The sequence below is a fragment of the Rubrivivax sp. A210 genome (genome assembly GCF_904426505.1).
Classification (GTDB): domain Bacteria; phylum Pseudomonadota; class Gammaproteobacteria; order Burkholderiales; family Burkholderiaceae_C; genus Rubrivivax.
This window is the reverse complement of sequence record NZ_CAJGBN010000009.1, coordinates 1-12,998: the sequence shown is the minus strand read 5'-3', so window position 1 is coordinate 12,998 and position 12,998 is coordinate 1. Positions and strand designations below refer to the sequence as shown.

Genomic DNA, 12,998 nt, shown 5'->3' with positions numbered 1-12,998 from the left:
TAGGCCTTCAGTGGCGAGGGGGTGTCATGCGCCGGGGCCGCAGTCCAGGCAGCGCTCCACGGGCACCGGGCCCATGCGCAAAGCGCGCTGCAGCTGGCGCAGCGCGGTGCGCAGGCCCTCTTCGACCACCGGGTGGTAGAACGGGCTGTCCAGCATTTGCTGCACCGTGTCGCCTCGTTGCACCGACCAGGCCAGCAGGTGCCCGATGTGCTCGGCCGCCGGACCCAGCATTTCAGCGCCCAGGAAGCGGCCGGTGCTCGCCTCGCCATAGACGTGCAAGGCACCCTGGTTGCGCCCCATCACGCGGCTGCGGCCCTGGTCGTCGAAGGAAACACGGCCGGTCTCGAAGGCAGTGCCGCTGGCGCACAGCTCGGCGTGGCTGGCGCCGGCCAGTGCCATCTGCGGTTCGCTGAACACCACCGCCAGTGGCGCGCGGCGCGGCCGCATGCGCACGTCGGGGAAGCGGCCCGCGTTGTCGCCCGCGATGCGCCCTTCGTCAGCCGCTTCGTGCAGCAGCGGGCGGTCCTCGTTCACGTCGCCTGCGATGAACACGGGATGGTCGCCCACCTGTGCGGTGCGGCGGTCATGCACCGGGATGCCGTGCGCGTCCAGCGGCAGCGAGGTGTGCTCCAGGCCGAGCGGGTCGACGTTGGGCCGGCGCCCGGTGGCGGCGAGCAGCCAGTCGAAGCGTTCCTCATGGACGCCACCGTCGCGGCCTCTGGCACACACGACCACGCTGCTGCCGTCGCGGCGGGGCTCGATCCGTGCGATGTCGGTACTCATGGGCAATTCGGTCGCGAACACCTGGCGCGCCAGCGCCTGCAGCGCCGGATCGGTGAGCGGGCCGACGCGATCCGTGCGGCCGTACAGGCGCACCCGCACGCCCAGCCGGTGCAGCGCCTGCGCCAGTTCCAGCCCGATGACCCCGGCACCGACCACCGCCACCGAGCGCGGCAGATCGGTCCAGTCGAAGACATCGTCGTTGACGATCAGCCGGTCACCCAGGGCCTTGCGCCAGGCCTCGGGCACCGCGGGCCGCGAGCCTGTGGCGATGACGATGCGCCCAGCGCGGACCTGGGTCGAGCCCACTTCCAGGGTGTGATCGTCGATGAAGCGGGCGTGGCCCATCAGGCGGTGCTCGGCAGGCCAGCGTTGAACGGTGTCGACGACGAAACCCACGAAGCGGTCGCGCTCGCTGCGCACGCGCTCCATCACGGCGCGGCCGTCAATGGCCAGCGGCCCGGCCGTCACGCCAAAGCGCGCCGCGCCAGCCACCGCGTGCGCCGCCTCGGCCGCCGCGATCAGCAGTTTGCTGGGCATGCAGCCGACACGCGCACAGGTGGTGCCGTAGACGCCACGCTCGACCAGCAGCACGCGCGGCGTGTGCTCCAGCGCCGCGCGGTAGGCCGACATGCCCGCCGTGCCCGCTCCGATGATGGCAACGTCGGTCTCGATGATGGAATTGGAAGTCACGGTGGGCTCCTGGTCGCTCAAAGTCCCAGCCCGCTCAAGCCCGCGTGGTCGTCGAACTCCCAGTTCTCATTGCCATACGAGCGGAACCCGTTGCCGGCGTCGTGGCGCCATTCACAGGCAATGCGAACCTTCTGCGCTGCGGTCTCGCGGGGAAACGGGGGCAGGGGCGGGCGGGGTGCGATGCTGGCAGTCATGTCGGGCTCCGGTGGGCTCATCAATGGGTGGGAAGTGACGCAGGTCCAGCAGGGACCGCATCAAGTCGCGATCCAGCCACGCGGCTGCGCAAGCCAGATCGTCGGGAACTTCGCTGAAGAAGGGTGCGGGCAACAGGGTCGAGGCTCTCGAGTGGGGGGCGGGACGGCACATGAACTCTGCGTGATGGCGGCCGGGCAGAGAATCCGCCCATCAGCCAAGACAGCATTCCAGAAGCGGAAACAACATGGACCGTCTGCAAGCCATGGCCACCTTCGTGGCGGTCGTCGACAGCGGCGGCTTCGCCAGTGCAGCCCGCAAGCTCAACCAGTCACCGCCGATGGTCACACGCGCGGTCGCGGAACTGGAAGAGCGCCTGGGGCTGCGCCTGCTGACCCGCACCACCCGCGTCGTGCGCGTCACCGACGCGGGCGCGCGCTTTGCGGATGACTGCCGTCGCATCCTGGCGGACATCGAAGAGGCTGAAACGGTGGCCACCGGCACCCACGCCGCGCCTCGGGGCACGCTCTCGCTGACGGCGCCGGTGCTGTTCGGCCAGCTCTATGTCACGCCGATCCTGGTGCGCTACCTGCAGCAATACCCCGAAGTTGACGCGCAATGCCTGTTCCTGGACCGCGTGGTCAACGTGGTCGAAGAAGGCATCGACGTGGCGGTGCGCATTGGCGAGTTGCCGGATTCGTCGCTGCAGGCCGCCCGCGTGGGGCGCGTGCGCCGTGTGCTGGTGGCCGCACCGGCCTACCTGGCGGCACGCGGCGTGCCGCAGCAGCCCCAGGATCTGGCCGCACACACCATCGTCTCGGCCGCCGGCGTGACCCCGGTGTCGGAGTGGCGCTTCAACGACAACAGCAAGCCCTTGTTGCAACGCATGCAGGCGCGCATGCGCACGACGACCAACGACTCCGCCATCATGGCCGCCGTGGCGGGGCTGGGCATCACCCGGCTGTTGAGCTACCAGGTGGCGGAGCATGTGCGCAGCGGCGCGCTGCAACTGCTGCTGCAGGACTACGAGACCGCGCCGCTGCCGGTGCATGTGGTGCACCACGAAGGGCGGCGTGCGACGCAGAAGGTGCGTGCCTTCGTCGACCTGACGGTGGACACGCTGCGGGCCGATCCGGCATTGAACTGAAGGCACACGGCAGCCGGCGCGGGCCTGGCACTCCCGCACTCAGAGATCAAGCGCCACGCGTTCGCCGCCTCCAGCGGCGGGCACGGCGCAGCACAACAGCACTTCACCCTGCGCCGGCCGCCAGGCGGTGGGCTCGGCGTAGGTCACGGCACCCGCCGTCAGGCGCGTGGCGCAAGAGCCGCAATGCCCGGCACGGCAAGAGAACGGCGGGTTCAGGCCCTTGCCTTCCGCAAATTCCAGCAGCGTGCCATGCTCGGGCGTCCACTCGGCCGCATCGCCGGTGCGCGTGAAAGTCACCGTTGCCTGGCGGGCAGCCGGGGCCGGCGGGGGTGCTTGAGCCACCGCGCCGTCCAGGCGGCGTTTCAGCGAGGACGGGCCGAAGGCCTCGGCCTGGATGCGTGCGTCGCGCACGCCAAGGTCGCGCAGGCCGTCGTACAGCGCCTGCATGAAACCGGGTGGTCCGCAGAGGAAGAACTCGTGGTCGTCGAAGGGCAGGAGCGACTTCAACAGCGCCATCGTCAGCGGCCCCTTGTGTACCACCTCCAGCGCGGCCTGTGCTGCGCCGGCGCCGTGGTCCAGCACGACGTGCAGTGCCATCGCGCCCTGGGCGCGCTGCGCAAGCGCCTGCAGTTCGGCGCCGAAGGCCCGCAGCGCCTCGTCGCGTGCCACCTGGATCAGGTGTACAGGCCGCGTGCGCCGGTTTCGAAAGCCCTCGGCGACCAGGTGGCGCGCAAAGGCCACCATCGGCGTGATGCCCACGCCGGCGCCGATCAGCACCGCCGGGCGACGCAGCGTAGCGTCGATGGTGAACTGGCCACGCGGTCCCAGCGCCTCGAGCACGTCGCCCACACGGACGTGGTCGTGCAGATGGCTGGAGGCCACACCCTCGCGCTTGATGCTCAGGCGCAGTCCCTCGTCGCTGGGGGCCTGCGAGAGGGTGTAGGTGCGGTGCAAGTGCTCGCCCTTGGCGGCCTTCAGGCGGATAGGCAGATGCTGCCCGGCCTGGAAGGCTGGCACGGCATGGCCGTCGGCCGGCTCGAGGTGAAAGGAGCGGATGACGCGGCTCTCGTCGTCGATGCGCGCCACCCGGTAAGGCCGCCAGGTCTGCGCCAGGCGCCGGGCCTCGCGGCGCCCCTCGGCCGCGGCCCAGGTGCCGGTGAGGGTGGAGTTGGGTGAGAAGTCGCGGAAGGCCCAGCGCAGCGGCAATGCGCCGCGCAGCCGCCAGCCGGCTTGCATGCGGAAGCGCCAGGCGCGTTCGGCGCCGTCGAAGTCCTTCAGTTCATCGCCGCTCCACACCACCTCGGCGGTGCCGGTCAGGGTCAGCAGGTCGCCGGTCTCGAAGTCGATGAACAGGACACCGGCGCGCGGGTTGATCTGCAGATTGCCCAGGGTCATGAAGAAGAAATTGCCGGTGAAGTCGGGCACGAGGAGGCTTCGCTCGTCCTCGATCAACACGAAGCCGGGCCGGCCGCCGCGGTGTGAGACGTCGGCCCCACGGCCGCTCCTCACGTCGGGGGCATCCGCGGTGGCGGGGGCCTGGGTGGCGATGAACAAGGTGTCCGAACGTTCGATGAGCGCTCGCGCATCGGCGTCCAGCGCGGTAAGGGCCTCGGTGCCGCGGGGCCGCAGATCGGCCGCGTCGCGCAGCCACTTGAACTCGCGCCCCTGGATGTACTGCGGGCAATTGCCCACCGACTGGTCAACCTCGACGCTGAAGCCGGCCGCATCGGCAGCCACGACATGGCCGTTGACGCGGTTGCGCCTGCGCGTGTGCAGCTCGATGCCCAGGAACCCCAGCTGCGCACCCGGCGCAAGGCCTTCGGCCAGCGGGTCGCCCGGTATCGGGCGCGCCTGGATGTCAAGCTGCCTGGCGCCCCGGGCCTGCACAAAACCGGGCTGGCCCACCAGCACCGACGCCCAGGGCCGGCCGGCCGCATCCACCGAGCCCACCAGCATGAAGGGCAGTTGCTCGAAGAAGCGCTGGTGCTGCTCGGGCATGAAGGTGCGAATCACCCGCTGCCCCAGGCCGACCATTCTTTCGCGGATGCCCAGGCGCTCATGCACCGCTTGCTCGCCGGCGTGGAAAGGGTTGTCGTGGCGCGCGAGGTCGGTGTCCATGGTCGGCTCCTGGAATGGCGCGATGGGTGGTGTGATGGATGGCGGTCAGGCCGCCAGGCCGACCGGCGTCTTCTGGAAAGGCACGAAGCCCGACAGCGCCTCCACACGCGCCAGCCAGGCGCGCACGTTCGGGTAGGCAGCCAGGTCCACATTGCCTTCGGGCGCGGCCGCGATGTAGCTGTAGCCGGCGATGTCGGCCAGCGTGGCGTTGTTGCCCACGAGGAAGTGGCGCGTGGCCAGCAGCCCATCCATCACCTTCAGCAGGCCATGCGCGCGGCCGATCACATCCTCCGGATTGAACCGGGCACCGAACACCGTGATCAGGCGTGCCGCTGCCGGGCCGAAGGCCACCAGGCCGGCCGCCACCGACAACCAGGCCTGCACGTCGGCCTGGCCCTTGGGGTCGCGCGGCAGCCAGCGGCGGTCGGCGTCGTACTTCGTGGCCAGGTAGACCAGGATGGCATTGGAGTCGAACAGCGTGGTGCCGTCGTCATCGAGCACCGGCACCTGGCCAAAGGGGTTGAGCTTCAGGAACTCTGGCGACTTGTGCGCGCCGTGCTTCAGGTCGACCTGCACCACCTGGTGCGGCAATCCCATCAAGGACAGCGCCAGTTGAACGCGATGCGAGTGGCCGGAGAGCGAAAAGCCGTGGAGGGTGATGGACATGAGGGTGCTCCTGCAGTAATGGAAGGTTCGCGGGCGACAGGGGGCCATCGCCCCCGAGCGAACGTAGCGGGGGCGGGGCAGACAGACTCGGAAGGGATCGCGACGGGACGAGGCCTGGCTCGCCGCCGGCCGGCGCCGCTCAGCCCGGTGCGGGCGGGCCGCCGCGGTGCTGCGCGGCTTTGACCGAAGGCGTGAAGGCGATGTCAGCGAAGGCGTGGGGCATGGCGGGCTCCGTGGATCCGCGTGGCCGAATGGCCGGCGCATGGCCATGACTGTGGCCGCTCATGCCGCGCAGCGGAATGCCTGCGCGCGCCAAGTCAGTGTTTCGCGCCCTGCAAGAGTCGGGGGACTTGCGCGCGCCAACAACGCTGCGCGGGTCGTGGCTGATCGACCCCCGCTCGTGCGGCGGGCTTCGCCTTGCAGGTCAAGGGACGCCCCCGCCGGCGGGCCGCAACAAGCCCGCTGTCCAGGCCCTCGGCGCCGGCCTGCACGGTGCAGGCACGCAGGGCCAGCACCTGCGGGTTCGCAGGGCTGGTGTCCGGGCTGGTGTCAGGGCTGCGCGCTCGGCGCCTGCGCCGAGCGCGCGCCTGTCCGTCAGGGCGCCGCCAGCACCTGCTGGAAGAAGCCGCGAATCACGGCGCTGCAGAACGGCGGCACCAGCGTGCCGTGGTACTGCGCCTGCACGCTGGCGCCGGCCGCAGCCTTGCTCTGCTGGAAGCCGCCGAAGAGCGCATCGCCCAGCGCACCGGCGGGCAGGGTGGCGCGGTTCTCGAGGTCGAACGCGGGCACCGGCACGTTGCGCGACGCGAAGTCGGCCTGCGCCGCGCTGGTGTTGACGGCGTAGTACACAGTCGGATCCTGCGCGCCGCCGCACATCGCCACCGGGCGCGCCGGCGTCCAGCCGAGCAGCGTGTTGTTCTGCAGCGCCGTGCGGAACGCCGAGGTCGCGTAGCCCGCCTTGAAGGCGTCGGTCAGCAGGCCGCCGGCACCGAACAGCAGCGTCTGCGTCGGGTCGTTCGGCAGCTTGCCCTGCGTCATCAACTGGGCCGTCGTGGCATCGTTCGGGTAGATGTTGGGCGCCGTCGTGTCGTAGGGCGGCTGGTAGACCTGCGAGGCCGCGCTGTAGATGTTGCCGTAGCTGCGCTGGTAGCTGGTCAGCAGCATCGGCGCGAAGGTGAGGGCGCCGGCGTTGATCGGCCCGGGGCCGTTGACCACATCGCTGAAGCCGACCATGTTGTAGGGCCCGGACATCGGGCCCGAGGCGGTGACGGTGAGCTCGCCCGCGTAGTTGGCCTGGATCTCGCGGTGCGTGGCCATCGCCACATGGCCGCCCTGCGAATAGCCGCTGATCAGCAGCTGCGGCGAGGCGGTGGTGCCGCCGACGCTCGCCAGGTGCGATTTGGCGGCGCGCAGGGCGTCGATCATGTCGACCGCCGACGCGGTGGCATTCAGGTAGGGGTGCCAGTCCAGCGAGCCGTCGTAGCCGAGATAGTTCGGGGCGACCACGATGAAGCCCTGCGCCGCGTACATCGCCACCAGCAGCGAGGCCTCGCCATCGGTGCTGGCCAGTGCCATGTTCTTGGCCTTGCTGGTCGATGTGCCGTGGCCGTACAGCAGCACCGGCCGTTGGCCGGTGCAGGCCGGGTCGGTGCCGGTGGGCACGAACACGCCGGCCGACGCGCGGGCGGCTTCACCCGAGGGCGTGCGGGTGGAGTACTGCACGTAGCGCACGACGACGTCGCAGCGCGCCGCGCCGGTAAGCGCCTGCGCGCCCGAGGCGGCCGTGCCGGCATCGATCTGCGCCCGGGTCGACTGCCCGAGTTGCAGGCCACTGAGCACGGTGCCGCGTGCGGGCGGATCATCGTCGCTGCCGCCGCAAGCCACGAGCAGAGCTGCGGCCAGGGCCGCGCTGGTCAATTGGAGGAATCGCATAGGGGGGTGTCACCAGTGGTCGTTCGAGGCCGAGCAGCTTAGCTCCGGGGCCGCACACCCGGGCAAGGGCTAACCCGATCGGTCCTGGAGCGCTGGCCCCGGCTGCCTGCTGGCGCGCCGACACCGGCCCTGAGCCCTTTTGCCCCGGCCCCCGGCGTAGGCAGGGGAAGGCCAGTTTCCGGCCGCCACCCCAGGAGCGCCCACCATGCCCCTCGTTCCCGCCCTCGCCGTTACCCCCGCCCCGCTGTCGGCGCGCGCCCCGCGCCCGGCCTTCCGCCGCCCCGCCACCGCCTTGGGCTCCGCGCTGCTGCTGTGTACGCTGCTGGCCGCCTGCGGCGGCGACGACGACCCTGCGCCCGTGACAAGCGGCGCAGCCACGGGCAGCGCGGCCATCACCGCCGCGCTGGGCGCGGTGGCCAATGCCGATGTCAGCGTCAGCTGCGCGGCCACGGGCGCGGCACTGGGCAGTGGTGCCACCGGCAGCAACGGCGCGGTCACCGTCAGCACCAGCGGCACTTGCGCCGGGCCGGTGCTGGTCACCGTCAGCGGCCGTGGCGACGGCAGCAGCACCTATTACGACGAAGCGCTGGCCGCCAGCCTGCCCTTCCCTGCGACCAGCAGCCTGCGTGCCCTGGCCCCGGCCCTCGCCAGCCCGCTGGCCCTGGCGGTGACGCCGCTGACCGAGATCGCCACCCGCCAGGCCCTGGCCGCCGCCGGCAGCCTGGCTGCGCTGAGCGCGGCCCAGGTCAACGCCGCCAATGCCGCCGTCGTGGCCCAGGTGCTGGGCGCCGGCGTGACGCTGGACATCCTGGCCCCGCCCACGCCCTGGACCGCCGCCACCGCCGCCGGCAGCCTGGGCACCGGCGCCGCCGACCGCTACGCCTTCCACCTGGCGGCCCTGGCGCGCATGGGCCTGGGCGCTGCAGCCCCGGCGCTGGCCGTGACCACGGCGCTGGCCGCCGACCTGGCCGACGGCACGCTGGCCGGCAGCGCGGCCGGCAGCACCGGCTTCGTCTATACCGCCGCCGACCTGGCCACGCAGCTGGCGGCTGGCCGCAGCGCGATGGCCGCCTTTGCCAACGCCGACCTGCAAGGTGCGCTGGGCGTGGCGCCGCCGGCGGCGCTGGTGTTCAGCGGATTCGCGCCGGCCGGCGGCGCGGCGGGCGCCACCGTCACGCTCAGCGGCAGCGGCTTCGACCCCGACCCCTTCCATGTGCAGGTGAAGTTCGCCAACAACCTGGTGGCCGAGATCGTGAGCAGCAGCGCCACCGCGGTGGTGGTCAAGGTGCCGGCCGGCGCCGTGAGCGGCCCCATCACGGTGAGCAACACGCTGCGCGAGCAGGCCGCCACCAGCAGCGCCAGCTTCAGCGTCACGGCCGCGGCGGGCGGTGGCACGGGCAGCTGGGTCTCGCGCGCCTCGCCCAGCGGCTTTCTGCTCAGCGGCCTGGCCTACGGCGCCGGCCGCTTCGTGGCGGTGGGCTTCAGCCGCACCCTGCTCACCTCCACCGATGGCCTGAGCTGGACCACGGCCACCGCGCCCGACAGCAACTACTTCGAGGCCGCATCCGTGACCTGGACCGGCAGCCAGTTCGTGATGGTGGGCGACAAGGTGTTCGGGTCCAGCGCGTCGGCGCTGATCGCCACTTCGCCCGACGGCCTGACCTGGACGCGCCGCAGCTGGACACCTGATGCGTGCTGCGATGTCAACAAGCTGGTCGCCGCAAGTGCAGGTGGCGGCAAGATCACGGTGGCAGGCGCCGGCGCGGTGGCTTCGTCCAGCGACGGCGTGACCTGGAGCGTGGACGCCCTGCCGGCCCGCACGCCAGCCGACACCTTCCTCAGAGAGGTCCGCGGCCTGGCCGGCAACAGCGGCACCCGGGTGGCCGTGGCCGTCGACACGGCCTCCAATGGTGTGATCCTGGTCGACACCGGCAGCGGCTGGAGCTACGCCAACGGCGTATCCGGCTTCAGCCCTGCTGCCGTCACCTGGACCGGCAGCCAGTTCGTGGCCGTGGGCGGCAGCAGCGGAAACTTCGGCGCCGACGCCGTGGTCATGACCTCGCCCGACGGCCTCACCTGGACCCGCCGCGCGCTGGCTGCGGGCGAAGCGCTGTCCGGCGTGCCGCTGCAGGCGGTGCTGGCGGTGGGCAGCACGATCTACGCCACCGGTGCGGCGGGCAGCATCAGCGGCAGCCAGAACATGATCGTGCAGTCCACCGACGGTGGCGCCAGCTGGAGCATCGCCTACCAGGGCACGGGCACGGGCCAGCTGCAACTGGTGGGCATGGCGGCCTCGCCCGACCGGGTGGTCACGGTGGGCGGGGTGAAGTCGGTCACGCTGCCGTGAGGGCCGCGGCCGGCGCTGCGGCGCCGGCCCGTCCGGCCCGCGCTCAGGGCCGGCTGGCCAGCTCGCGCTTGAGCCAGGCGCGGGCCACGGCCCAGTCGCGCTTGACGGTGGCCAGGCTGATGTCCAGCGCCTGCGCCACTTCCTCGTTCTCCAGCCCGCCGAAGAAGCGCAGCTCCACCACCTTGGCCGCCCGGGCATCGACGGTCTCGAAGGCCAGCAGGGCCTCATGGACCGCCACCACGTCGCGGTCGGGCGCGTCGGCCAGTTGCTCCAGGCCCGACAGCGTGAGCGCCACCTTCTCGGCGTCGCGCTTGCAGGCGCGGCGCGCCAGCTCGTGGTTGACCAGGATGCGCCGCATCATCGTGCTGGCCACGGCCAGGAAGTGGCTGCGGTTCTGCCACGCCGTGCGCGACTGCTCGGCCATGCGGAACCAGGCCTCGTGCGCCAGCGCCGTGGGGCTGAGCGTGTGGCCGGGGTCTTCGCGGCGCAGCTGCGAGCGCGCCACGCGCTTGAGCTCGCTGTACAGCAGCTCGAACAGCTGGCTCGAGGCCTGCGGCGTGCTGCCGCCCAGCTGGCGCAACCACTGCGTCACTTCGGACGGGTTTTCTGGGGCGATGATCGGCGACATGGCAGTGGGGAGATTGTGTACATCGGCGGCTTGCGGTCTGCCCGAAAAGTCACGTTCCTCGCCACCGCCCGGCCGGCGCCACCCCCCTCGAACAGGGGGCCGCGGCGGCCACCCCGGACACCGACTCTTAGGATTCTCCCGATGACGACACCCCCGCCCGAAGACTGGGCCCTGGTCCGCAGCTGGTTCGAGCGCGCCCTGCCCCTGGACGCGGCGGCGCGCGAGGCCCTCCTGGCCGGCGCCGGCCTGGCGCCCGCGGCGCTGGCCGAGGTGTACTCGCTGCTGGCCCATGGCGACACCACGGCCTCGGGTGGCGGCGATTTCCTTTCACGGCCTGTCGCGCCCCCGCACCCGCCCGAACCGGGCCGCGAGGGCCAGCGCCTGGGGCCCTGGCGCATCGTGCAGCGCCTGGGCGCCGGTGGCATGGGCCATGTCTGGCTGGCCGAGCGCGCCGACGGCGCCTACGCCGGCCGGGCGGCGATCAAGGTGCTCAAGCGCGGCATGGACACGGCCGCGGTGCTGGAGCGCTTCGCGCACGAGCAGCAGGCGCTGGCGCGCATGTCGCACCCGCACATCGCCCAGCTCTTCGACGCCGGCCAGACCGGCGACGGCCTGCCCTACTTCGTGATGGAGCACGTCGTCGGCCAGCCCATGGACGCCGCCTGCGCCGGCCTGCCGCTGGCGGCGCGGCTAAAGCTCTTCCTGCAACTGGCCGACGCCGTGGCCCACGCCCACCGCAAGCTGCTGGTCCACCGCGACCTCAAGCCCGGCAATGTGCTGGTCACGCCCGACCAGCAGGTCAAGCTGCTGGACTTCGGCATCGCCAAGGCGCTCGACGCCCTGGCCGAACCGCTGGGGCCGGGCTCGTCGGTCGATGCCATCACCGTGGGCGGCGAGCGCCCCTTCACGCCGCAGTACGCCAGCCCCGAGCAGGTGCGCGGCGAGGCCGTGGGCACGGCCACCGACATCTACAGCCTGGGCGTGCTGCTCTACGTGGTGCTCACCGGCGTGCGGCCCTATGGCCGCGGCGCCACCTCGCCGCAGGAGGCGGCGCGCAGCGTGCTGGAAGAGCAGCCTTCGCGGCCCAGCACGCTGGGCCCCGAGATCGTGGCCGACCCCGACTGGCTGCGCCTGCGCCAGCGCCTGAAGGGCGACCTCGACAACATCCTGCTCAAGGCCCTGGCCAAGGAAGTGGATGCGCGCTACGCCAGCGTCGACGCGCTGGCCGACGACGTGCGCGCCTACCTGGGCGGCTACCCGGTCAAGGCCCAGCCGCCACGGCCGGCCTATGTGCTGCGCCGCTTCATCGGGCGCAACCGCGCAGCCGTGGCGCTGGCCGCCCTTGCCCTGGTGGCCGTGCTGGCCGGCGCCGGCCTGGCACTGTGGCAGGCCCGTGTGGCCGATAACCAGCGCGACCTTGCCCAGCAGCGCTTCAAGCAGGTGCGCCAGCTCGCCAACCAGCTGGTCTTCAAGTACCACGACCTGATCGAGAACCTGCCCGGCGCCACCTCGGCCCGCTCGGCCCTGCTGCTGGACGCCGCCGCCTTCATGGACAGCCTGCAGCCGGCGGCCGTCGGCGACCCTCAGCTGGCCTACGAGCTGGCCAGCACCTACTACCGCATCAGCCGGCTGCAGGGCGTGGACATGTCGATCAACATCGGCGAGCACGACCTGGCCGCGGCCAATCTGCGCAAGGCCCTGGCCCACGCCGGGCGCTATGTGGCCGCCCCCGGCATGAGCACCGAGGCCCTGGGCGTGGCCGTCAACATGCACATCAGCCACGGCGAGGTCTGGCAGCGCCGCGGCGAGCTGGCGCGCGCCGAGGCCGCGCTGCGCGCCGGCCAGCCGCTGCTGGACGGCATGCTGGCGCGCCACCCGGCCGATGTCTGGGCGCTCAGCAGCGCCATCAGCTTCTACGGCGTGCTGGCGCGCATCCAGGGCAGCAGCCTGGCCTTTGCCAGCCGCGGCGACTGGGCCGCGGCCTGCGCCAGCGCCGACCGCGCCCGCGCCGCCGCCGAGGCCGCCCTGGTGGCCGACCCTGCCAACCGCTACGGCCCCGACAGCCTGGCCTTCGCCATCGGCGAGCAGGCCCAGTGCCTGGCCATCGCCGGCCGCCGCGAGGAGGCCGAGGCCGCCTACACGCGCCAGATCGGGCTGCGCGACCAGATGGCCGAGGTCTTCCCGGACGACATGGACTTCAAGTACCAGCGCGCGGTGGCGCGTGGCAACCAGGCCCAGGTGCTGTCGGCCCAGGGCAAACATGCGGCGGCGCGCACGCTGCTGGACGAGGCGCTGGCGCTGGCGCGCAAGGCGGCGGCGGCCGACGCCGGCAATGCCGCGGGACAGGGGCGCGTGCAGGCGCTGGAACTGGCCAGCCTGCGCCTGCACCTGGCCGCCGGCGAGGCGGCGCCGGCGCGGCAGCTGGCTCAGTCGCTGCTGGCCCCGACGCCGGCCAGCACCCCCGCCGGGCCGCCGCCGGCCTTCGACGAAGCGCA

8 protein-coding genes and 1 pseudogene are annotated in these 12,998 nt (G+C 72.1%); 3 read left to right on the top strand and 6 right to left on the bottom strand.

All coding sequences use genetic code 11. The annotated features are described in order from the left end of the window. Positions 1-24 precede the first annotated feature (24 nt). Both JMV16_RS07470 and JMV16_RS24590 read right to left on the bottom strand, forming a co-directional pair. Positions 25-1,473: a dihydrolipoyl dehydrogenase gene (locus JMV16_RS07470; protein WP_255511413.1), complete on the bottom strand. Its 1,449-nt coding sequence runs from the start codon at positions 1,471-1,473 to the stop codon at positions 25-27. 44 nt (positions 1,474-1,517) lie between these two features. Then, positions 1,518-1,601: pseudogene (locus tag JMV16_RS24590) on the bottom strand (DUF1348 family protein); the annotation flags it as partial. 311 nt (positions 1,602-1,912) lie between these two features. Here JMV16_RS24590 and JMV16_RS07460 point away from each other — a divergent pair. After that, complete coding sequence (locus JMV16_RS07460; protein ID WP_201493620.1) at positions 1,913-2,812, top strand: LysR family transcriptional regulator; 900 nt, start codon at positions 1,913-1,915, stop codon at positions 2,810-2,812. Positions 2,813-2,851: 39 nt separating this feature from the next. On the opposite strand, the gene JMV16_RS07455 is transcribed toward JMV16_RS07460, so the two are convergent. The 3 genes from JMV16_RS07455 to JMV16_RS07445 all read right to left on the bottom strand — a co-directional run bounded on the left by JMV16_RS07455 (position 2,852) and on the right by JMV16_RS07445 (position 7,528). Further along, the gene (locus JMV16_RS07455) at positions 2,852-4,930 is read right to left on the bottom strand and encodes a pyridoxamine 5'-phosphate oxidase family protein (RefSeq protein WP_236580401.1); all 2,079 of its coding nucleotides are present in this window, start codon (positions 4,928-4,930) and stop codon (positions 2,852-2,854) included. 45 nt (positions 4,931-4,975) lie between these two features. After that, complete coding sequence (locus JMV16_RS07450; protein WP_201493619.1) at positions 4,976-5,596, bottom strand: glutathione S-transferase family protein; 621 nt, start codon at positions 5,594-5,596, stop codon at positions 4,976-4,978. Between the two features lie 594 nt (positions 5,597-6,190). After that, positions 6,191-7,528, bottom strand: a complete 1,338-nt coding sequence (locus JMV16_RS07445; RefSeq protein WP_201493618.1) for an alpha/beta hydrolase family protein — start codon at positions 7,526-7,528, stop codon at positions 6,191-6,193. Between the two features lie 205 nt (positions 7,529-7,733). Here JMV16_RS07445 and JMV16_RS07440 point away from each other — a divergent pair, with 205 nt between their 5' ends. After that, the gene (locus tag JMV16_RS07440) at positions 7,734-9,875 is read left to right on the top strand and encodes an IPT/TIG domain-containing protein (protein ID WP_201493617.1); all 2,142 of its coding nucleotides are present in this window, start codon (positions 7,734-7,736) and stop codon (positions 9,873-9,875) included. A gap of 43 nt (positions 9,876-9,918) precedes the next feature. On the opposite strand, the gene JMV16_RS07435 is transcribed toward JMV16_RS07440, so the two are convergent. Continuing rightward, positions 9,919-10,503, bottom strand: coding sequence for an ECF-type sigma factor (locus JMV16_RS07435; protein ID WP_201493616.1), 585 nt, complete (start codon positions 10,501-10,503; stop codon positions 9,919-9,921). A 141-nt stretch (positions 10,504-10,644) separates the two neighbouring features. On the opposite strand from JMV16_RS07435, the gene JMV16_RS07430 reads away from it, so the two are divergent. Continuing rightward, the coding region (locus JMV16_RS07430; protein WP_201493615.1) for a serine/threonine-protein kinase at positions 10,645-12,998 on the top strand (2,354 nt) is incomplete at its 3' end.